Consider the following 21852-nt stretch of genomic DNA (forward strand, 5'->3'; position numbering starts at 1 on the left):
AAGACGCCTATTTTGATTAATTGTTCAGATAGAATGGGCGGCCGTACTTAATCGCGTTGTCAGAACCATCCAGTTCTTTGACAGCAGTGTCTTCACGCTGGTTGGTCGCAAAGCCTTGAATACCGAAGTTAACGCTGAAGTTATTTTCGTATTCAGGTGATGCCCCGGTGCTGCCGATAGCTTGGTCTTCCCAACCAAGCAATTGGTTTGAGTAAGTGACGCCAATGTACCAACAGTCAGATTGGTAACGTAGGCTCGCTAACCATTCTAGGTCCGCATTTTCATTGAGGTCGTAGTAGTATTGACCACTCGCAGACCAGTTCGGGTTGAACTCGTAGGCCGCTACAATACCTGCTTGAGAAATACCTTTACGAGTAATTGTGTCTAGGTTTTCGAGAATGATCGTATCTTCGATGTATTCACGCGTAACGTAGCGATAGTTACCCTGAATAAAGCCGCCGTTGAATTGGTATTCCAAGGTACTGTTTGCCAACTGCATGGAGCTCAAATCAATATCGTATTGAATTCCACCGTGATAGAACAAGTAATCGTTGTAGTTGAAATCAGCTTCAATTGCCCATGATGAGTAATTGGTTGTCTCATCCGGAAGATTTGGGCTGTTGCTCAGTTTGGTCTTTTTATCGAAGTAGTAAATCTGACCAAATGAAACGTTAAGACGCTCTTTATAGTCATCATCAAAGAAGCGAGTACTCGCACCGTAGCTTAACTGGTTCGCCGAGGCGATTTTATCAATGCCACTGTACTTACGACTGCGGAATAGCCCGTAGTAGTCGGTTTGTAGCAAGGTGGTATCGTAGTTGTAGATGTTGGTTTGATCTTCTTCAGGTACGTACAAGTACTGCAGCTGAGGCTCCAGTGTTTGGGTGTAGCCCTTGATCCAGCTTGTATCTCGCTCTAAGTAAAGTTGCGCATGCGTACGGAACTCAGGAATAACACGAGAAACTTCATCATCCAACTGGTTTTGCAAGTTTACATCTGTCAAACCCGTTAAGTCTTGAGAGTAATACGTAGAGAGCACACGCGCTTCTGTTGTCCACGTTGCCCATGAGTTTGAGAGTGGTAATGTAAGCCCTGGTTCAATGTGAACACGGGTCGCATTTGGTCGCGCAGCATCGCTGGTATCGAAGCGGCTGACTTGGCTCTTCACGTCAAAGTTAAGGTAGTCTCCCCACAACGGCGTGTAGTAGTTCAAGTCTAACTGAGGAAGCAGGCGATAAGGGCGGTTCTCTTCTTTCAATAAGATTTGGAAGTCACGAACGGTTAACGAGGCATCCCAGAAGTCAGAACGATATTGTACTTGACCTTCTTGAACCAGTTGACCATCTTCACGGTTACCAATGTCGGAGTCGAGATCGAGGAAGTAATCAATATCACTCACTTTTGAGTAATCGACTTTGACTATCCACTGTTTATTGATGATACCGTCGTGTTTAACTTGGTAGCCCCAACGAGACTCGTCCTGATATTTGCGATCACTATTGAGGTATTCGCCTTTGATTTCCCCATTTCCCCAACCATCTGTTAGGTAGCGGAAATCAGTATCGAGTTTTGTACCACGTTGCTGCATATAGAGCGTGGTGAGTGTCATGTCATATTGAGGCGCGATGTTCCAATAGAATGGCACCTCGACTTCCATACCATCACTAGAACCGTACGATAAAGAAGGGAAGAGGAAACCCGTTTTACGCGTATCTCCAATTGGCATGGTTAGATACGGCACATAGAAAACAGGCACATCTAACACTTCAAATCGAGGATGGTGCAGCGTCGCTGTCTCTTCATCTTGGTCAACATCGATGCCTGACGCAACCAATCGCCATGAATTATCGCCTTGAGGGCACGATGTGATAGAGCCGTCTTCGAGTTCATAAACCGACTGACCTGTGCGAGCGATATAGGCTGCAGTGCCTCGGCCTTGTTGGCAAAGGAACTGATAATCGGTGTTCTCAAGTGAAAACGTATCTTGATTAATGTCGTTAGTAACACGATCAGATCGAGCTTTGACTTGGCCGTCATTGAAAGTCACGTTGCCTTCGGCAACCACGACGTTGTCTTGTTGGTGCAGCGTTACGCTATCTGCGGTAATTTTCTTCTGGCCTTGGGTGACTTGTACATTACCTGAGTACTGAGCTTTGTCACCATTGATGGCTTGCAGGGTGTCAGCTTCTACCACTACTGGGGTATTAAGAGCGTCCTCCTCGCCACTTGTATCGACCAAACATTGATCTGTGGCGGGCATTTCCTGCACACTATCATGGATATTCGCTTCAGCTTGAGTGGTGGGTACAAACAAGGCGGTGCTGATAGAGGCCGCTAAAAATGTGCGGGAGAAATGTTGCATTGAATTGAACTTTCCTGTGTCACTACTACTCGATGGCTATAGGGCTTGTTGTACCCTAGCGTAATAGCCAAATGAATCAACTATAGTCGCATTTATCCCAGCGTATTGATTCACTGTGGCATAATGACGACAAAATAGCTGCAAAGATAAGCAGGCGAAATGGCCTAGCCGAAATAAAACTAATTCCATTATCATAAAGGAAATCGTTGCATCCGGCACTATAAGACCGCCGTCGTCGATAAAAATTCATTGATAGAGAACACATAATGCATATTTTTGGCAAAATTCTGGGTGCCTTTTTTGGCTTGTTACTTGGCGGGCCGCTAGGTTTACTCTTTGGCTTATTTATTGGCCATCAATTCGATAAAGCACGTCGCTTGAGTCAAGCCGGGTTCTCTACTGGCGGCTTTGGAAAAGGGCCAAGTCAAGCTCAGCGCCAAGAAGAGTTTTTTAAAGCGGCGTTTGCGGTAATGGGACATGTGGCAAAAGCGAAAGGCCAAGTCACCAAAGAGGAAATCCAACTGGCTTCAGCCATGATGGACCGCATGAATTTGCATGGCGAACAGCGTCGCGCAGCGCAAGACGCGTTTCGTGAAGGTAAAGACAGCGACTTTCCGTTAGAAGATGTTCTTGTTCGTGTGAAAATTTCGACAGCTGGTCGCTTTGACTTGTTGCAATTTTTCTTAGAGCTGCAAATCTCGGCGGCCTTTGCAGATGGCTCGATCCACCCGAGTGAACGAAATGTACTACACAAGATTGCACGTGGTTTGGGTTTCTCTTCTGAGCAATTAGAGCGTCGTTTGCAAATGCAAGAAGCCGCATTTCGTTTCCAAAGCCAGGGCGGTTTTCATGGTCAGCATCAAGGCCAATCTTCAGGTGGTAGCTGGCAACAAGCTTCACAAGCGGATCAGTTGGCTGATGCCTACAAAATCCTTGATGTCTCTTCAGATGCGGATGGCAAAACGGTCAAACGTGCTTACCGTAAATTAATGAATGAACATCACCCGGACAAATTGATGGCTAAAGGTTTACCACCAGAGATGATGAACGTCGCGAAAGAGAAATCTCAAGAGATTCAAAACGCTTACGATCTTATTAAGAAGGTTAAAGGCTTTAAGTAGTCGGACGTTTTCTATCAAACATTTGGATGTAAAAAAGGGCACTCAGTGCCCTTTTTTTTCATGTCTTAGTCTTTGAGTTGCCGGTGTCTTTAGCTTTTGGCCTATTATGTCCCTAATGCTAATTGACCTCACATCCCCCAGTTTAGTTGGCTTGATTCAAGTCCCAATCGTATTCGTATTTCACTTTGCCAGAGAAGTTTTTGTATTGCGGTGCGTACTTTGCGATGTGTTTGAAGATTTGTTTTTCTCCACCAAAGTCCGTTGCAAACCAATCATAAATAGAAGACAGCTGTGCCGTGTTACCTTGGATAGATACGCCTTTGCTGCTGTTGATAAATGTTTTGGCGGCACTATCCAGTAGAGCTTGCGTGTTGCCAGCAGTGAATGCTTGAGATTGCAGATTAGGGCATCCTAGGCTGGCACAGTTAACCGCGTAATGCGTTCTTGGGTCATTCCAAATTGGACGCAAAATTCGATGTTCAATATCGTTTAAAGTTAGATCCTTCCCATTGACCACGACCACATCGTCTTCCCAAGGACCAAAGCTAAATAAACCACCTAGCTTGGTGATTGATTCGACTGGATAGTTATCCAAAATAAGATCTACCGTGATGGCGTTGTAAAGGTTTACCCAATAGGCATATTGCTCTGCTTGGTTGTATTGTAGAGGGTCTAGTTTTGCCAAACGCTGGATGTATTGTTTCAGCTTAGTTTTATCGACAGAGGAGACTTGGCTATAACGAAACAAGGTATTCTCGCCTTGTTCAACTAAATAAGTATCGAGCAGTTGTTGCCATTCTTGATGAGAAATTTGGGTTTGGTTGGCTTGATTCGATTGTTTCCAATATGGCCATAAGTCGGATTTAGGCGCGGACAATGTCGAGAAAGAAACCAGAGCACACAACAGCAATAACAGACGCTTCATAGAGATACCTTTGAATGAGATATTGTTGATAGTGTAGACCAGTTTAGTGCTTGTTTTCTTTCAGTAATCAGTGGCCTTTATTCGCTGTCATTCCGAGGAGCATAAGCGATATCAGGAATCTAATATCCACAAACTCTTGAGTAAAGACAGTATGAATCTGTACAGTGCGCTCTGGTAGTCGATCCTGAATCACGCTCCTTCGTCGCTGTTCAGGATGACGAATTTCAACAGAGGCGTTCGGCATTCCGTAAGCAAAGCGATATAAAATCAGTTGTCTAAATAATTAAAAGGGCCGACAATTGCCAGCCCTTGATTTGTGTATTTACTAACGCGTCTTAACGCAAGAAGCTTGGAATATTCGCTTCGTACTCAGCAATCTTATCTTCGTGTTGAAGGGTTAGGCCAATGTTGTCCAAACCGTTTAGCAAGCAATGACGACGGAACGAATCGATTTCAAAACCATATTCTTTGCCGTTGGCACGAACGACATTCGCTTCTAGGTCGACCTCGACTTCTGCACCTTCATTTGCCTCAACAAACTGGAAGATTTCATCCACTTCTTGTTCAGTCAAACGAACTGGCACCATTTGGTTGTTGATCGAGTTGCCGTAAAAAATATCGGCAAAGCTTGGTGCGATCATCGCTTTGATGCCGTAATCCGCTAGTGCCCACGGTGCGTGCTCACGAGATGAGCCACAGCCGAAGTTTTCACGAGCCAGCAAGATAGACGCGCCTTGGTAGCGAGGTGCGTTCATCACGAACTCTGGATTTGGCTGTTCGCCAGCATCGTCTAGGAAGCGCCAGTCATGGAATAGGTGCTTACCAAACCCTAGGCGGGAGACCTTTTGTAGGAACTGCTTTGGAATGATGGCATCAGTATCAACGTTCGCTGCATCTAGAGGAGCAACTAAGCCTGTGTGTTGTTTAAAGCCTGACATTGGTTTGCTCCTTAGTCTAGTTCACGAATATCTACAAAGTGACCAGCAATTGCTGCTGCCGCTGCCATCGCAGGGCTCACTAGGTGGGTACGGCCATCACGACCTTGGCGGCCTTCAAAGTTACGGTTTGAAGTAGACGCACAACGTTCATGTGGGCCCAAACGGTCATTGTTCATTGCTAGACACATCGAGCAACCTGGTAGGCGCCACTCAAAGCCCGCTTCTTTAAAGATAACGTCCAAGCCTTCCGCTTCTGCTTGCGCTTTTACTTGCTCAGAGCCAGGAACGATCAGCGCTTGAACGTGAGGCGCGACTTTGCGACCTTTCGCTACTTCAGCGGCTGCGCGCATGTCTTCGATACGTGAGTTAGTACAAGAACCAACGAAGACTTTATCGACGTTGTAATCAGACAATGACTTGCCTGCCTCTAGGCCCATGTAAGCCAATGCTTTTTCTGCCGATGCCTTTTCTACTGGGTCGGCAAAGCTTTCTGGTGCTGGGATAGGTTGATCTACCGCGATCACTTGGCCTGGGTTAGTACCCCAAGTGACTTGTGGTTTAATGTCTGCTGCGTTTAGTGTCACGACTGCATCAAACTGAGCATCATCGTCAGTTTTTAATGTCTTCCAGTACTCTACTGCTGCATCAAAATCCGCACCTTGAGGTGAGAATTTACGGCCTTTGATGTATTCGAACGTGGTTTCATCTGGTGCAATCAAACCGGCTTTCGCTCCTAGCTCAATCGCCATGTTACATACGGTCATGCGGCCTTCCATTGAAAGGTCTGTGATCGCTTCACCGCAGAATTCAACTACGTAACCTGTACCGCCAGCAGCTGTGGTTTCACCGATGATGGCTAGCACGATATCTTTAGCCGTGATACCCGGAGCCACTTTGCCTTTTACTTCGATCTTCATCGTTTTAGCGCGCGCTTGTTTTAGCGTTTGAGTTGCTAATACGTGCTCAACTTCAGATGTACCAATACCAAAAGCGAGAGAACCGAACGCACCGTGTGTAGCCGTGTGCGAGTCACCACAAACAATGGTCATTCCCGGTAGGGTAATACCAAGCTCTGGGCCCATAACGTGCACAATACCTTGGTATTTGTGGTTAATGTCGTAAAGCGTAACACCAAACTCTTCACAGTTTTTCGATAGCGTTTCCATCTGGATACGTGCCATCTCACCGGATGCGTTGATGTCTTTGGTGGTTGTTGAAACGTTGTGGTCCATGGTGGCAAAAGTTTTGCTGACCTGACGCACTTTACGACCTTTTTCACGCAAGCCGTCAAATGCTTGCGGAGACGTCACTTCATGTACCAAGTGACGGTCGATGTACAAGATTGGGTTTTCCCCTTCTGCTGCGACGGCAACGTGTGCGTCGTAGACTTTTTCGTATAATGTTTTGCCCATTGTTTGCTTCCTTTCCTCGTCGCCTTTGCCGCAATAACTGCGTTAGCGACACCCATTTATCCAGTTATTTAGCGAACTAAACGCCTTAATATAAATAGACTTGCTGCCTTGCTATTGCACCAATGACTTAGAGGAAAGCCATTGGTTGACCGAGGATTTAGTATTTATTATGAATCTGTTTTGTATTAAGAGTTTAAGATGTACTCAGCGATCTTATCGCCCATCTCAGACGTCGAAAGTGCTGGGTTGTCACCAGCAAGGTCACCCGTTAGTTCCCCCGCTGATAGCGCTTTTGAAACTGCCGTTTCGATGTCTTGTGCCGCCGTTTCCTCACCTAGGCTATAACGTAGCATCAGTGCCGCAGACAGGATTTGTGCCACAGGGTTAGCGATGTTCTTACCTGCGATATCTGGTGCACTGCCACCTGCTGGCTCGTACAGACCGAATTTGCTTTCGTTTAGACTTGCTGATGGCAACATACCCATAGAGCCTGTGATCATCGCACATTCATCAGAAATGATGTCGCCGAAGATGTTTGAACATAGCATTACGTCGAACTGAGCAGGGTCTTTGATAAGCTGCATAGTCGCGTTATCAATGTACATGTGTGACAACTCGACATCTGGGTAGTCTTTTGCGATTTCTTCGACTACTTTACGCCATAAGATAGAGCTTTGTAGAACGTTCGCTTTGTCGATAGAGCACACTTTCTTGCGACGTAGACGAGCAGACTCAAAAGCGATTTTTGCAATACGTTCGATCTCAAAGCGGTGGTACACCTCAGTATCAAATGCTTTTTCTGTTGCGCCTTCACCTTCACGACCTTTCGGTTGGCCGAAGTAGATACCACCCGTCAGTTCACGGACTACCACGATGTCAAAGCCGCGACCCGAGATGTCTGCACGTAGCGGTGAGAAAGCTTCAAGACCTGAGTGAATTTGCGCTGGACGTAAGTTACAGAACAGTTGGAAGTGTTTACGTAGCGGCAGTAGGGCACCGCGTTCAGGTTGGTCGTTTGGTGGTAAGTGCTCCCACTTAGGGCCGCCAACCGAGCCGAATAGGACTGCATCAGACTCTTCACATGCTTTTATTGTGCTCTCTGGAAGTGGGCAACCGTGATTGTCGATCGCGATACCACCGACATCATGCTCGTCACGCTCAAACGCAATACCATGTTTCTTTTCGATTGCATCCAATACTTTATGTGCCTGCGCCATTACTTCCGGGCCAATGCCGTCACCGGGTAGGACGGCAATTTTGTACGATTTGTCTGTCATGTTAATCCTTTAAGTTTTCTAATTTTGAGCTTAATTATTTCAACGAGCGTGTTCTTTCCTGAGCCGTGTAGCCCGGTTGTTATTACACAGTCGCAATCTTTTTCTGCTTCATTTCTTCGATTTTATCTGCACGATGAATGCTGTTAATAACGTGCAATAATGCTTGGCCGGAAGCCTCAACGATGTCGGTGGAAACACCCGTACCGTGGTATTTGCGACCTTTGTAGTTGGCAATGATGTCTGCTTGACCCAAACCATCTTCACCTTCACCTTTCGCGGTTAGGTCGAATTTATCCAGAACGATGTCGTAGCCTGTCACGCGGTAGATACATTGGTATAGCGCATCAACTGGGCCATTACCGACCGCTGCTTCACACATTTCTTCATCACCGCATTGCATTTTGATGCTGGTGGTAGCCATTACGCTGCCAGACTGCACGCTTAGGTAGCTCAATTTGTAGAAGTCATCTTCTTCACGCAAGTTCGAGAAGTGCATTAGGGCTTCTAGGTCGTAATCGAACACTTGGCCTTTGCGATCAGCAAGTTTCAAGAAATCCGCATACAGCGCGTCTAGGTTGTACTCGTCTTCGTTGTAACCCATGGTATCCATATGGCTCTTCACGGCAGCGCGACCGCTGCGGCTGGTTAGGTTCAGAGCTTGGTTTTTTAGGCCAATAGACTCAGGGGTCATGATTTCGTAGGTATTCTTATTCTTCAACATGCCATCTTGGTGGATGCCTGAAGAGTGGCTAAATGCATTTGCACCCACAATTGCTTTGTTGCTTTGAATCGGCATATTGCATAGCTGGCTAACCAACTTACTGGTGCGGTGAATTTCATCATGCTTAATGCCAGTGTGAACGCCCAAAAACTCTTGACGCGTCTTGATGATCATTGCGATCTCTTCAAGTGAACAGTTACCCGCTCGCTCTCCAATGCCATTGATCGTGCCTTCTATCTGACGTGCGCCAGCTTGAACGGCGGCAATAGAGTTGGCAACTGACATCCCCAAATCGTCGTGACAGTGAACGGAGATGATCGCTTTATCAATGTTCGGAACGCGGTTAAATAGGGTTTCAATAATCCCACCAAACTCACTTGGTACGGTGTAGCCAACGGTATCTGGAATGTTGATTGTACTCGCACCTGCATTGATGGCGGCTTCTACCATGCGACATAGGTTGTCGATTGGAGTACGACCTGCATCTTCACAAGAAAACTCGACATCATCAGTGTAGTTACGTGCATGTTTAACGGCGTTGACTGCCATTTCTAGTACATCGTCGTAGCTGCGGCGTAGTTTGTCTTCTACGTGAATGGTGGAAGTGGCTAAAAACGTGTGAATACGGAATTGGTCAGCCACTTTTAATGCTTCAGCGGCAGCATCAATGTCTTTCGCAACGGCACGCGAAAGGGCACAAACTCGACTGTTTTTTATGTTTTTTGCGATGGTTTGTACAGACTCGAAATCACCTGGTGAAGAGATTGGGAAGCCAGCTTCGATAACATCAACGCCGAGTCTTTCCAGCGCATAGGCAATTTGCAGTTTTTCTTTAACCGTCAAGCTTGCTGACAACGCTTGCTCGCCATCACGCAATGTGGTGTCGAATATAATGACCTGATCGTTCATGTTTGCTTCCTTCCTGATTTCTGCACTTTCGCGCAAGTGAATCGTTTACTTCCAGTATTTAGATATAAAAAAACCCGCATTCTCATGCGGGTTCTTAGAAATTGGTGTGGTTATTTTTCTTCCACAGCCTACCCGCGCGAACTGGTCACGATCAGGAGGAGGCTAAGCAGGATAGAAAAATGAGCTGACATAGTTGTTAAGCTTTCCACATAATTAAGTTAACAAATTAGTACCGCACTCCATGAAGCGCGTCAACCCTAAAGTCGATTTTTTATTCATATCGGATGAGTCTTTTCGTTTGCTTGAAAAAAATGATGCACTAAGTGAAACGACATGATGCGATAGAAACGTGCTAGAAGAAGTAAGTTCTCATCAAGTTTGCGACGTTTCATTACCAAAACAAGCATCGGGATTGCGACTTGTCACACAAAGGTCCGAATTGTTTGGCAAAAGTTTTGAATGACCATTTATAGTAGTGCAGTTGCACTAGGTAAAAGAAATATAAGGGTTAGGGAAAGAATGAGGTTAACAAAACAATTTGGACGTTCAGCCATAGTACTTACTCTGGTCAGCTTGTCGGGTTGTCAGCTGTTTCAATCGCAGACCTATGTGGAAGTGGCTTCCCCCGTTGTTATGAATGATCACTCACAGAGCGTCATGGTCATCAATGATCAAATGGATCGATTTTTGAGTTATGAAGGACGCGAATCGTTCTTGAATCAGATGCTTGTTGCCCTTGAGTCTGACAGCCGAAATAAGTTTAAAGGTAAAGATCCGGAAACGTATTCTTGGTGGAAGATCCGTGTCCAGCCTAGTGAGAAACAGCAAGCGGAAGTTTTCCGACCAACCACTGAAGGTGTCGATACCTCAAACCCAGTAGAGTTTATGGATGTCTCTTACCGCTCTAAGACCACATTAAACCTACGCTCCAAACCGAGTCTTGAAGGGGCAAAGCTTGGCGTATTATCGAAAGGGGAAGTCTTTAATGTGCTAGCAAAAGTGGTTGATCAACCTTGGTTTCTCGTTGAACAGAAAGGAGTGATAAAAGGTTATGTCCATAAGGATTATGCGCGCAGCAATGTGATAAATCGTGACATTTTATCTACTCAGCCTAACCCTCTACTAGAGCCTAAATCGAGTAAAACGGAGCAAACGAGTATAGAGCATGAACTGTCGGGAAACTATACTTGCCGCTCACTGAGCTATGAGCTTACAAAAGATGGCGACATGACGACGGGCTCTTTGCGCGCCTGCCGCAAGAAGAGAAAAGTCTGGTATATAGACACCCCTCAACCGCAACCAGCAAACCCTTCTTAATGTTCTATTTTTATGGTTATGCCCAATAGATAAATCGTTGGGCATACCTTAATTTGGCCTTTGTCATTAATTGTCCAAACTCCCGTCATGCTGTTGTCACCTAAACCTCCTACTTTTCACAAAAAGGCGTTGTCAAAGTAAGGAAAGGTCACATGAGAACCATAGAGACAATTACACAGCCAATTGCAACCATTGCTAAGTTTGATTTAGCGCTCTCTAGTGTTTGTCTTAAGCACCGTTTTAATCAACAAGTCGCCAATATCAGTAAAGGAGTTTCCCACAGTGGTGACGGGCATCTTTACTTGGTGTTGGGGTTATTAGCTTGGTATTTAGATAAGGAGCAAGGAGTCTGGTTTTTACTGGCGGGTTTACTTGCTTTTGCTATCGAGCTACCAATTTATTGGACGCTGAAAAATAGTTTTAAGCGTCGTCGCCCTGAAGAGCTTAATGCACTCCTTCCTGCTTTTATTACCCCCTCTGATCGCTACAGTCTTCCTTCAGGACACACTGCCGCTGCGTTTGTCATGGCGACGCTGATTGACCATTTCTATCCGAGCCTAGGCGTTGCTGCATTCTTTTGGGCAAGTTTAATTGGAACCGCGCGAATCTTATTGGGTGTGCACTTTTTTACCGATGTCATCATTGGTGCACTGCTTGGCAGTCTTTGTGGTGGATTAGCGATTGCGATGTTAGGAGGCTAATTGATGAAAATCTTGTACGGTGTTCAAGGGACAGGAAACGGACATATTGCACGCGCAAGGGCGATGAGTCATGCGTTTAAAGAGCACGATGTTGAGGTCGACTTTTTGTTTTCTGGGCGAGCGCCGGAAAAATATTTTTCAATGGAAGCATTTGGCGATTACCAGACTCGCCGAGGCTTCACCTTTATTACCGAAAAAGGCTCTGTAAACTACGCGAAAACAGCATTGAATAACAATTTGGTGCAGTTTTTCAAAGAAGTTAAGCAACTCGATCTATCGTCCTACGATCTTATCATTAATGATTTCGAACCTGTGACTGCGTGGGCAGCCAGACAACAAAATAAGCCTTCTATTGGTATCAGCCACCAAAATGCTTTCCGTTATCCGGTGCCACTAAAGGGAGCAAGTTGGTTAGATAAATCCGTCATTGAATACTTTGCGCCTTCTCAACACCACCTTGGTTTGCATTGGCATCATTTTGATCAACCTTTGTTACCACCGATAGTGCATACCGTCGATAGCCAAGCAGAAAACGACGACTTCGTGTTGGTGTATCTACCGTTCGAATCGATTGAAGATATCTCGGACTTATTGTTCCACTTTAATCAACAAGCGTTTATCTGTTATCACCCGGATGTGATCGAATGTGAGCAGGTAGAAAACATAGAACTGCGCCCTTTATGCCACAGCAACTTCCAGCATCATTTGCATCGCTGTAGTGGTGTCATTGCTAATGGTGGGTTTGAGCTTCCTTCAGAAGCCTTGTCTTTGGGGAAAAAATTGTTACTAAAGCCACTCGCGGGTCAATTCGAGCAGCAGAGCAATGTTGCGACCTTAGAAGATTTAGGGCTTGCGATGTCGATGGAGAGCTTAGACATTTCCGCAGTACGCCAGTGGCTAAAGGAGCAACAAGCCGAAAGTGTGAAATACCCAGATGTTGCTCAGGCTATTGTTCATTGGGTACTGCAAGGTGCATGGGATTCAAAAGCAGAGTTATCCAGACAGCTGTGGGAGCAGGTTGATTTTCCAAGTTACGTGTCGAACATTTAAGTACGTTGTTCTAAGTACATTGTTCCTTCCATTTTTGACACGATTTTGTTGCAGCCTTTCTGTTTGGAAGGCTGCATTTTTATTCTTCCTCTCTCATTTCTATTCAGTGTGTATTTGCTGATAATTTGACTGATAAGTGCAAAATTCAATCAGAGATATAGCTGTCATCTGTTGTTCTTATTTCAACTAATAACTGAGCTAAATGCATGCTTGTGTTGACCGCCTGTCCTATCAATTTGCTAAATACGTCCTCAAAGAATGCATTTTTACGTGTTTTATAGTTTTTTATGTTTTTATCAAGCCTTTGTTATTTAACAAATAAATACCTAATTGGCTAAAATTTACTGATTAAATATCAATCTAGTTGCGAAACCGCAATCGATTAGTTGATAGTACAGTTCGAGCCGGAAGTATCCGGACGATAAATATAATAAAAAGTTAGGTTATCTATTCGTAAAATGATTCGAATCCAGCCGCCGTCTTTTGTGCGAGATGGGATTCTATTCGTTATGAATTTAATGAACAAAGTTGACGATTACAAAAGAGGCGCACTCAATGTTAGAGAAGAAAGACGCGATGAGCGCAATTGCTAGCTACCGTATGGAAAGCACTTTGCGTGGTGTAGATTTAAACCTACTGACAGTATTTGATGCTGTAATGCAAGAGCAAAATATTACTCGTGCAGCACATAACCTAGGCATGTCTCAACCGGCGGTAAGTAACGCCGTGGCACGCTTAAAAGTGATGTTTAACGACGAGCTATTCATGCGCCAAGGCCGTGGTATTCAGCCTACGCAACGAGCACGTCAACTGTTTGGTCCTATTCGCCAAGCACTGCAGCTGATTCGCAATGAACTTCCTAGCTCCGTATTCCAGCCAGAATCTTCGACTCGCTTATTCAAGCTTGCGATTTGCAGCCCTTGTGACATGCGTTTTGCTCCGAAGATCATGGCAAAAGTGAATCAACAAGCACCAAACGTTCAGCTTCATCTAGATGCAGAATTTGACCGTTTGTTGTCTGAGCGTATGCGCTACCAAGAAATTGATTTCGTGATCGACTACGCTCGTTTTGATGAGCAAGGTTTCTCAAGTACTGAAATCTTCAAAGATGAATTAGTGGTTATCGCATCAAAAACCCACCCACGCATTCAAGGTGGTGTGACGGCTGAGCAACTGCTTAACGAAAAGCATGCGAAGTTATCGAAAGTGCATGGCCAACGTAGTTTCTCAGAGCAAGCGTACCGTGAACTGGATTGCCAAGCGGCGTATGAAGGTTCTAGTTTAAGCAACCTACTATACGTGGTGGGTCAATCTGAGCTTGTGACTATTGCACCACGTTGGATGGCGGAAAATGCGGTAAACAGCGATCAACTGCAAATTCTTGATTTCCCATTTGCGAACAAAGAAATCAGCGGCTTCTTAAGCTGGCATGAATCAAGTGAAAAAGATAAAGGCCACATTTGGCTACGCGATCAACTGATGATCACTTGTGGTGAAGTCGTTGCCGCAAAATAAGATGACGTTTGGTCTTCTCGATTAGACCATATTGGTAATCATCAATTTTTACAATTCATTGGTCCCCGAGCGATTTTTGTCTCTCGGGGCTTTTTGTTTTCGTAATCAACAATCGAAACAGTAAGTTAAATAGAGTAATCATTCAGCAATTTGAGGTACGTTCGCGACGTATAAGTGATAGTTGTCTCTTATTAGTGATAAGTTTGATACTGGTCAGTTGCGTTTTAGCAAGCCGTGAGTACACTTGTTCGCTCAATTAGCTTACGCCTGTAAGCCAAAAGGTAAGTAAAAGAATGGCCAAGTTAGATTTTCATATCGTTAAACGTATTCGTGAACAAATTGCGAACGGTGGTACACGCGTTGCACTCAAGCATAAAGTGGGTGAGGAGTGGCAAGGTATTACGTGGACGCAATTTGGTCAGCAAGTTGATGCTTTATCACTTGCACTTTTGGCTCAGGGATTAGGAGTCCAAGATAAGATCGGCATTTTCTCGAACAACATGCCGCAATGGACGATCGCTGATATCGCAGCACTGCAATTACGCAGCGTGACAGTACCTATTTACCCAACCAATACTGCCGCTCAGTCGGCGTACATCATTAACAATGCAGACGTCAAAGTTCTGTTTGTTGGTGAACAGCCTCAATTTGATGCAGCAGTGAGCATTTTCGACCAGTGCGAACAGTTAGAGCTCATTGTTGCGATGTCTGATGATATAGAACTTGGCGATCATGATTTCGTTATCTCTTGGCAAGCATTTGTTGCCAAAGGCGACACTACATATCAAGTTGAATTGGACGCGCGTTTAGATCAGGCAAAAGAAGATGATCTACTCACGCTCATCTACACCTCGGGTACAACAGGACAGCCAAAAGGCGTTATGTTGGACTACGCAAACATTGCGGCGCAATTGGAAGGGCACGATCAGCGCTTGAGCCTTTCTCAAAGTGACGTGTCATTATGTTTCCTTCCGTTGTCACACGTATTTGAGCGCGCTTGGACCTTTTATGTATTGTACAAAGGGGCGACCAACTGCTATTTGCAAGACACCATGCAAGTACGTGATGCACTGAGCCAGGTGCGACCTACCGTGATGTGTGCCGTACCGCGTTTCTATGAGAAGATCTTCTCTGCGATTCATGAGAAAGTGTCTCGCGCGCCGATTCATCGTAAGATCATGTTTACTTGGGCAGTCAACATGGGCGCAAAAATGGCCGCTTGTCATCAAGAAAAACGTCAGCCATCGCTCTTGCTGCGTAAGTCATACGCTTTGGCGGATAAGTTGGTTCTGAGCAAACTGCGTGCGCTACTTGGCGGGCAAATCAACTTTATGCCTTGTGGTGGTGCAAAGCTGGATGAAACCATCGGTCGATTCTTCCATGCGATTGGTATCAACGTTAAGTTGGGCTACGGCATGACTGAAACCACGGCGACAGTATCGTGTTGGGATGATAAATGTTTTAACCCCGACTCTATTGGTATGTCGATGCCTGGCGCACAGGTTAAGATTGGCGAAAATAACGAGATTCTGGTTCGTGGTCCAATGGTGATGCGTGGCTATTACAAAATGCCAGAAGAGACGGAAAAGACCTTTGATGAGCACGGTTTCCTAAAAACGGGCGACGCTGGTTACATTGATGAAAATGGCAACTTGTTCATCACCGATCGTATCAAAGAGTTGATGAAAACTTCAGGTGGTAAATACATCGCTCCACAAATGATTGAAGGTGCGATTGGTAAAGACCACTTCATCGAGCAAATCGCAGTCATTGCGGATACTCGTAAGTTTGTTTCTGCGCTTATCGTGCCTTGTTATGACTCGCTAGAAGAGTACGCGAAAGAGCTGAATATCAAATATCACGATCGCGTTGAGTTGATTAAGCACCACCAGGTGGTCGAAATGCTTGAGAAGCGGGTGAACGATCTTCAAAAAGAGTTGGCAAAGTTTGAACAAGTGAAGAAGTTTAAACTGTTACCAAGAGCTTTCTCTATGGATGATGGTGAGTTAACGCCAACTCAAAAACTTCGTCGTAAAGTCATCAATGACAAATACCAAGATGAAATTGAAGAAATGTATAAGGAAAAGTCGGATAAAAAGTAACTTAAGCTGACTTAGATTTTATATTGATGAAAAAATCCCCAGTGATGTGATCGCGCATTGCTGGGGATTTTTGTTTGCATTGATTTTTTCTGCTTTGCTCGTCAAATAACGCTATTTCGCACCCTATAGCTAAAACCTTATGAAATAATGTTCTTTTTTTGAGCGTTAATTTTTTAGGTTGTACTGTGAAATAGGAGATGTGTGGCTGCTATTCCTACTAACATTCTAATTACTAGTATCTTGTTTAAAAAGTAGACCAATCTCTCATTAGACCCTTTGATAATAAAACGTTACATTTGTTGGGTAACCTTGCGGGATGTTATGACGAACGCAAGACATAGCCGAAAACGTGGAAGTATTTCGATTAGGCTACGAATAAGACCTAGACTATGTAAAACCAGACCAATCCGTTGACCTTACGGTGAGGAAACTGGCTAAGGAGAGCAATTATGACAGCAATGTTGTCAGGCGCAGAGATGGTGGTTCAATCTCTGATAGAAGAGCACGTAGAGCAGATCTTTGGCTACCCAGGTGGCTCTGTTTTGGATATCTACGATGCACTGCATGCCAAAACCGATCAAATCAAACACGTACTTGTAAGGCATGAGCAAGCCGCCACTCATATGGCAGATGGTTACGCTCGAGCTACCGGTAAACCGGGTGTCGTACTTGTGTGCTCGGGGCCGGGCGCGACCAATACCATTACGGGTATTGCAACAGCGTATATGGACTCTATCCCAATGATCGTTATCTCGGGTAACGTACCAAATAGCCTAATTGGTAATGATGCTTTCCAAGAGTGTGACATCGTCGGTGTCTCCCGCCCAGTGGTCAAACACAGCTTTTTAGTAAAAAAAGCGGAAGATATTCCTGAAACAATCAAAAAAGCGTTTTATATCGCGACTACAGGTCGACCTGGTCCAGTTGTGATTGATTTGCCAAAAGATGTAATGAACCCGCAAATCAAACTGCCTTATCAATATCCAGAAACGCTTTCAATGCGCTCTTACAAGCCGACAACTTCGGGCCATAAAGGCCAGATTAAAAAAGCGCTTAAATCGCTATTAGAAGCGAAAAAACCAGTGCTTTATATCGGTGGTGGTGCGGTGATTTCTGGCGCCCATGAACATATTTTAGAGCTTTCCGACAAACTGAACCTACCCGTTGTGAGTACTTTGATGGGCTTGGGGGCATTCCCGGGTACACATAAAAACTCACTGGGCATGTTGGGTATGCACGGCACTTACGAAGCTAATATGGCAATGCATGAAGCGGATCTTATTTTTGGTATCGGTGTGCGTTTTGATGACCGTACAACCAACAACCTTGAAAAGTACTGCCCAAACGCAAAAGTGATGCATATTGATATCGATCCGTCATCGATCTCGAAAAACGTGAAAGTGGATTTGCCGATCGTAGGTTCTGCGGAAAAAGTGCTGACAACCATGCTCGGGCTGCTTGCAGAGCAAGGTAGTGGAAATGATCAAGATGCTATCACTGCATGGTGGGATGACATTCAAGTATGGCGTGACCGCAACTGCTTGTCTTATGAAACGTCTCCAGAACGAATCAAGCCACAGCAAGTAATTGAAACGCTGCACAAGCTAACTAATGGTGACGCATATGTGGCGTCTGATGTGGGCCAGCATCAGATGTTTGCGGCGCTGTACTACCCATTCAATAAGCCGCGCCGTTGGATAAACTCTGGTGGTCTTGGCACCATGGGATTTGGTCTTCCGGCTGGCATGGGCGTGAAGTTTGCCATGCCACAAGAAGAGGTCGTGGTTGTGACTGGTGACGGCAGTATTCAGATGAATATTCAAGAATTGTCGACAGCCATGCAATACGACATTCCAGTGAAGATCATCAACCTGAACAACCGATTCTTAGGCATGGTAAAACAGTGGCAAGACATTATTTATCAAGGTCGTCACTCTAATTCTTACATGAGTTCTGTTCCTGACTTTGCAGCGATTGCAGAAGCTTATGGTCACGTCGGTATTCGTATCGAAACGCCTGATCAGCTCGAAGAAGGGCTACAAAAAGCGTTGGATATGAAAGATCGTCTGGTGTTTGTGGACATTAACGTAGACGAAACCGAACACGTATACCCGATGCAAATCAAAGGTGAGGGTATGGATAAAATGTGGCTAAGCAAAACGGAGAGAACTTAATATGAGACACATTATTTCATTGCTATTGGAAAACCAACCGGGTGCGTTGTCTCGTGTTGTTGGTTTGTTCTCTCAACGTGGTTACAACATTGAATCTTTGACGGTATCACCGACTGATGATGAAACCCTGTCGCGAATGAACATTACCACGACATCTGATGAGATGCAGTTGGAACAAATTCAGAAGCAGTTACACAAATTGATCGATGTGCTGAAAGTACAAGAAGTCACCGAGTATGAGCACATTGAGCGTGAACTGATGATGGTGAAAGTGAAAGCCAGTGGTTTTGCGCGAGCAGAAGTGAAGCGGACGGCAGACATCTTCCGTGGCCAGATCGTGGATGTCACGGCTTCCCAATACACCGTACAACTTGCGGGTACGAGTGAAAAGCTAGATGCCTTCATTCAAGCGATATCCGAAGTGACCGAAGTTGTCGAAGTTGCTCGTAGTGGTGTCGTTGGCATTGCGCGAGGAGAGCGAGCCCTCAAACCTTAACTCTCTGATTGCATATAGAAAAGCCACTTAATCTAAGTGGCTTTTTTGTTTAGAAAATAACAATTAATGATATAATTGTCGTTTTAGTAAGCATGATAGGCATTAGACGTGTGAAAGTACCTAAGCGAGTCGGCACCTTATTGGCGACAGCACTATTTTTTAGTGCACTCACTGCCGCTTACTACTATCAGAAATATCTGACGTTGTTAGAAAACAATGTTGAGAACACCGCTCAAGAAGCGTTACATCAATTGGCCTATACTGGCCGTGAATACAGCAATATTCAGGATCAAATCGAAACGATCAGTGACCTACTTGGTCACAGCCAAAGTCTGTATGAATATCTGCGCCAACCTAACCGGGTGAACCGTTCCATCTTAGAAGACATGTGGATCTCGGTCGCAATCAATCAAAAGTTGTATAAGCAAATTCGCTTTCTTGATGTTTCTGGTCGAGAAAAAGTGAGGATTAATTATGAGATTGAAACAGGCGCTGCGTTGCCCGCGATCAAATTGCAAAATAAGTCAGAGCGAGATTACTTTCAATTCGCTAAGAACTTAGACGATGGCGAAATCGCTTCGTGGGGGATAGGTTTAGAACGAGAGTATGGCGAGTTAGTCTATCCCTATAGCCCGTCACTGCGTATTTTGATGCCTATTTCGCTTAACGGAAAGCGCGAAGGGTATCTTGTGCTTAATGTTGATATTGACTATTTATCCTCTCGACTCAACTATTCGTCAGTGCTTGATTTCCATATTGAGCTGATTAAGAGTGACGGATTTTACATTGATAGCCCTAAATCAGCTCGTTTGTATGGCCATATAATTCCCGCTCGCTCTCAATTTAATTTTGGCCGGATGTACCCAAACATTTGGCGTAGTTTAAATTCAAAAGATTCGGGCTATGCTTACAATGGTTCGAATTTGGTCGCGTATCGCACCATCCAGTTTGTTTCTAGCGAACCTCTTCATCTGGTTATTGATCTTACCAATGAGCAGTTATTATCCCGAGCTCAGAGGGATATTGATGACTTAATCCAAGAAGCGTTTTTTGTTCTAAGTTTGGTGCTCGGCTTCACTTTGCCGACGGCAGCCCTTGCTCTGCATTATCGGCGTCATAGTATGGAATCGAAGTTGGCTCGAGCTGCTCTTGATGGTATGACTGCGGTGATGATCTCGGATGCTTCACATAGAATCATCATGGTTAATCAAGAGTTTGAAAACATGATGGGTTACTCAACCAAGCATGCCCAAGGTTGGAGTGCACATCATTTAATTCTCTTACCTGAAGATCTCGAAGCAAACCTGAGTATCTGGAAAACACTGAAGAGTGAACACGTATGGGAAGGGGAGATTCGTTGTCGAACTAAGTTTAATCAAGTCTTTACTGCAATAATGCGTATTCAGGCGAATTTAACCAAATCAGGTAAAGTGAGTTATTACATTACGTCGCTGGTGGATATCTCTGGGCAAAAAGAGTTAGAAGAAAAATTACGAAACCTAAGCGAAAAAGATGGCTTGACGGGGTTGTGGAACCGCCGAAAATTTGAAGAGCAATTGGCGCAATATGCGGGGATTATTGAACGCTATCCTGATAGCCCTCCTGCTTGTTTGGCGTTGTTTGATATTGACCACTTTAAACGTATTAATGACGAGCTTGGCCACGACGAAGGAGACAAGGTGATTTGTAGTGTCGCAGAAACCCTCCTAGAAGAAGTCCGCAGCACAGACTTTGTATCTCGTGTCGGTGGTGAGGAATTTGCAGTGATTATGCCGCATACAACTCTAGAAGAGGCTGAAATTGTATTGAACAGGCTACGTGTCGCGGTTCAAATGCGTAGTGATAGAGGCATTACTGTCAGTGCTGGGTATAGTGATTTAACCTCTGATCGTACAAGAACGTATAAATGTGCTGATATTGCTTTGTATGAGTCAAAAAGTGCAGGGCGTAACTGCGTATCGCTATGTCATAGTTATGATGATATTGCTTAGTGCTTTTACAAAAACGAAAAAACGGGGATAGACCCCCGCTTTTTAGTCTCAGCGTTATTCGCTAGCCAGTATGCGACATTGGTTGTCGATGGCGGCTTCGATACACTGTATTGACTGTCTCAAATAACGCTCTAGATAACCTAAAGCATCCTGACTCTTTTTGTCTAGCGATGCCTTCATCAGTATTTCTTGCTCATCGAGATTACAGTGCCCAGGGTTCCCTGTGCCTAAAATCTGCATCGCGAAGTATTGGTAGCGTTTAATTTGCGTGAGTAGATCGCGGAAAAACCCAAACATATTGACAGAGCCAGCACCTTCAAACAGCGCAGTAAGAAACTGATTTTGGCGCTCTTCCCATTCCCTCCAGCAAAAGCTTTCGCCAGGTTTTACTCGGGATAACTTGTGATAAGCAGTTAGTACATCCAGTTCCCATTTTTCATCGCCAATCGTAATTGCCTTACTGAGTAAGCATGCGGAGACCATTTGCAGGCTTTCGTACAAGTCATGTAACTCATCTTTACATATAGGTGCAACCCAGCAGCCTTTTTGCGGCTCGAGTTTGACGTATTTGCTCCAAGATAATTGCACCAATGCTTCTCGAATGGGTGACGCTCCTACGTTGTACTTCTCTTTGAGTTCGGCAACCACGAGTTTTTGACCTGGTTTAAGCTCGCCATCGAGAATATCCTGACGGATCATTCTTAATACTTTGTCGGTAAGAGTGGGACTAGACACATACACCTCATAGAAACTTTAATCGTGACGATAAAATTAAACAGTACGAAATTCTGATAGAGGTAAATAATACAATTAGCCTATTATGAGAGCAAGAAAGCCATAT

The 21852-nt window shown here is 44.8% G+C and carries 16 protein-coding genes; 9 read left to right on the forward strand and 7 right to left on the reverse strand.

Annotated features, from left to right (window positions below; all coding sequences use genetic code 11):
* Positions 1–16: 16 nt before the first annotated feature.
* Positions 17–2362, reverse strand: coding sequence for an LPS assembly protein LptD (gene lptD / locus H9L11_RS08660; RefSeq protein ID WP_005379673.1), 2346 nt, complete (start codon positions 2360–2362; stop codon positions 17–19).
* A 266-nt stretch (positions 2363–2628) separates the two neighbouring features.
* Between lptD and djlA the strand changes: the two genes are divergently transcribed.
* Complete coding sequence (gene djlA, locus H9L11_RS08665) at positions 2629–3483, forward strand: co-chaperone DjlA (RefSeq protein WP_205390700.1); 855 nt, start codon at positions 2629–2631, stop codon at positions 3481–3483.
* 142 nt (positions 3484–3625) lie between these two features.
* Here djlA and H9L11_RS08670 read toward each other — a convergent pair whose 3' ends face one another.
* The 5 genes from H9L11_RS08670 to leuA all read right to left on the reverse strand — a co-directional run bounded on the left by H9L11_RS08670 (position 3626) and on the right by leuA (position 9665).
* Positions 3626–4408 carry a DUF547 domain-containing protein gene (locus H9L11_RS08670; RefSeq protein WP_205390701.1) on the reverse strand — a complete coding sequence of 261 codons (783 nt, stop codon included), beginning with the start codon at positions 4406–4408 and terminating at the stop codon, positions 3626–3628.
* Positions 4409–4743: 335 nt separating this feature from the next.
* The gene (leuD, locus tag H9L11_RS08675) at positions 4744–5346 is read right to left on the reverse strand and encodes a 3-isopropylmalate dehydratase small subunit (protein WP_205390702.1); all 603 of its coding nucleotides are present in this window, start codon (positions 5344–5346) and stop codon (positions 4744–4746) included.
* Between the two features lie 11 nt (positions 5347–5357).
* Entirely contained in the window at positions 5358–6758 is a 1401-nt protein-coding gene (leuC, locus tag H9L11_RS08680) for a 3-isopropylmalate dehydratase large subunit (RefSeq protein ID WP_005379681.1), read from the reverse strand.
* Between the two features lie 185 nt (positions 6759–6943).
* Positions 6944–8035, reverse strand: a complete 1092-nt coding sequence (gene leuB, locus H9L11_RS08685) for a 3-isopropylmalate dehydrogenase (protein WP_205390703.1) — start codon at positions 8033–8035, stop codon at positions 6944–6946.
* 82 nt (positions 8036–8117) lie between these two features.
* A complete protein-coding gene (gene leuA / locus H9L11_RS08690; protein WP_005379685.1) occupies positions 8118–9665 on the reverse strand; it encodes a 2-isopropylmalate synthase in 1548 nt (515 codons plus the stop codon).
* A gap of 519 nt (positions 9666–10184) precedes the next feature.
* Between leuA and H9L11_RS08695 the strand changes: the two genes are divergently transcribed.
* The 8 genes from H9L11_RS08695 to H9L11_RS08730 all read left to right on the forward strand — a co-directional run bounded on the left by H9L11_RS08695 (position 10185) and on the right by H9L11_RS08730 (position 21011).
* A complete protein-coding gene (locus H9L11_RS08695) occupies positions 10185–10982 on the forward strand; it encodes an SH3 domain-containing protein (protein WP_167415663.1) in 798 nt (265 codons plus the stop codon).
* 152 nt (positions 10983–11134) lie between these two features.
* Positions 11135–11683: a phosphatase PAP2 family protein gene (locus H9L11_RS08700; protein WP_033906038.1), complete on the forward strand. Its 549-nt coding sequence runs from the start codon at positions 11135–11137 to the stop codon at positions 11681–11683.
* A 3-nt stretch (positions 11684–11686) separates the two neighbouring features.
* A complete protein-coding gene (locus H9L11_RS08705; RefSeq protein ID WP_005379691.1) occupies positions 11687–12733 on the forward strand; it encodes an MJ1255/VC2487 family glycosyltransferase in 1047 nt (348 codons plus the stop codon).
* A 555-nt stretch (positions 12734–13288) separates the two neighbouring features.
* Positions 13289–14248 carry a LysR family transcriptional regulator CalR gene (calR, locus tag H9L11_RS08710; protein ID WP_005379693.1) on the forward strand — a complete coding sequence of 320 codons (960 nt, stop codon included), beginning with the start codon at positions 13289–13291 and terminating at the stop codon, positions 14246–14248.
* 293 nt (positions 14249–14541) lie between these two features.
* Positions 14542–16350 carry a long-chain fatty acid--CoA ligase gene (locus H9L11_RS08715; protein ID WP_033906039.1) on the forward strand — a complete coding sequence of 603 codons (1809 nt, stop codon included), beginning with the start codon at positions 14542–14544 and terminating at the stop codon, positions 16348–16350.
* Between the two features lie 449 nt (positions 16351–16799).
* Positions 16800–18524 (forward strand): acetolactate synthase 3 large subunit, encoded by a 1725-nt coding sequence (locus H9L11_RS08720; RefSeq protein WP_005379695.1) that lies wholly within the window; start codon positions 16800–16802, stop codon positions 18522–18524.
* 1 nt (position 18525) lies between these two features.
* Positions 18526–19020, forward strand: a complete 495-nt coding sequence (gene ilvN / locus H9L11_RS08725; protein ID WP_005379697.1) for an acetolactate synthase small subunit — start codon at positions 18526–18528, stop codon at positions 19018–19020.
* A gap of 110 nt (positions 19021–19130) precedes the next feature.
* Positions 19131–21011, forward strand: a complete 1881-nt coding sequence (locus H9L11_RS08730) for a diguanylate cyclase (RefSeq protein WP_005379698.1) — start codon at positions 19131–19133, stop codon at positions 21009–21011.
* A 54-nt stretch (positions 21012–21065) separates the two neighbouring features.
* Here the strand turns inward: H9L11_RS08730 and H9L11_RS08735 are convergent, their stop codons facing one another.
* Positions 21066–21710: a GntR family transcriptional regulator gene (locus H9L11_RS08735; protein WP_033906044.1), complete on the reverse strand. Its 645-nt coding sequence runs from the start codon at positions 21708–21710 to the stop codon at positions 21066–21068.
* Positions 21711–21852 lie beyond the last annotated feature (142 nt).

This window comes from Vibrio sp. sp1 (genome assembly GCF_016920955.1).
Classification (GTDB): domain Bacteria; phylum Pseudomonadota; class Gammaproteobacteria; order Enterobacterales; family Vibrionaceae; genus Vibrio; species Vibrio alginolyticus.

Coding starts and splice junctions, on each gene's coding strand:
- lptD (WP_005379673.1), bottom strand. CDS start 2,362: ATGCAACATTTCTCCCGCACATTTTTAGCGGCCTCTATCAGCACCGCC.
- djlA (WP_205390700.1), top strand. CDS start 2,629: ATGCATATTTTTGGCAAAATTCTGGGTGCCTTTTTTGGCTTGTTACTT.
- H9L11_RS08670 (WP_205390701.1), bottom strand. CDS start 4,408: ATGAAGCGTCTGTTATTGCTGTTGTGTGCTCTGGTTTCTTTCTCGACA.
- leuD (WP_205390702.1), bottom strand. CDS start 5,346: ATGTCAGGCTTTAAACAACACACAGGCTTAGTTGCTCCTCTAGATGCA.
- leuC (WP_005379681.1), bottom strand. CDS start 6,758: ATGGGCAAAACATTATACGAAAAAGTCTACGACGCACACGTTGCCGTC.
- leuB (WP_205390703.1), bottom strand. CDS start 8,035: ATGACAGACAAATCGTACAAAATTGCCGTCCTACCCGGTGACGGCATT.
- leuA (WP_005379685.1), bottom strand. CDS start 9,665: ATGAACGATCAGGTCATTATATTCGACACCACATTGCGTGATGGCGAG.
- H9L11_RS08695 (WP_167415663.1), top strand. CDS start 10,185: ATGAGGTTAACAAAACAATTTGGACGTTCAGCCATAGTACTTACTCTG.
- H9L11_RS08700 (WP_033906038.1), top strand. CDS start 11,135: ATGAGAACCATAGAGACAATTACACAGCCAATTGCAACCATTGCTAAG.
- H9L11_RS08705 (WP_005379691.1), top strand. CDS start 11,687: ATGAAAATCTTGTACGGTGTTCAAGGGACAGGAAACGGACATATTGCA.
- calR (WP_005379693.1), top strand. CDS start 13,289: ATGTTAGAGAAGAAAGACGCGATGAGCGCAATTGCTAGCTACCGTATG.
- H9L11_RS08715 (WP_033906039.1), top strand. CDS start 14,542: ATGGCCAAGTTAGATTTTCATATCGTTAAACGTATTCGTGAACAAATT.
- H9L11_RS08720 (WP_005379695.1), top strand. CDS start 16,800: ATGACAGCAATGTTGTCAGGCGCAGAGATGGTGGTTCAATCTCTGATA.
- ilvN (WP_005379697.1), top strand. CDS start 18,526: ATGAGACACATTATTTCATTGCTATTGGAAAACCAACCGGGTGCGTTG.
- H9L11_RS08735 (WP_033906044.1), bottom strand. CDS start 21,710: ATGATCCGTCAGGATATTCTCGATGGCGAGCTTAAACCAGGTCAAAAA.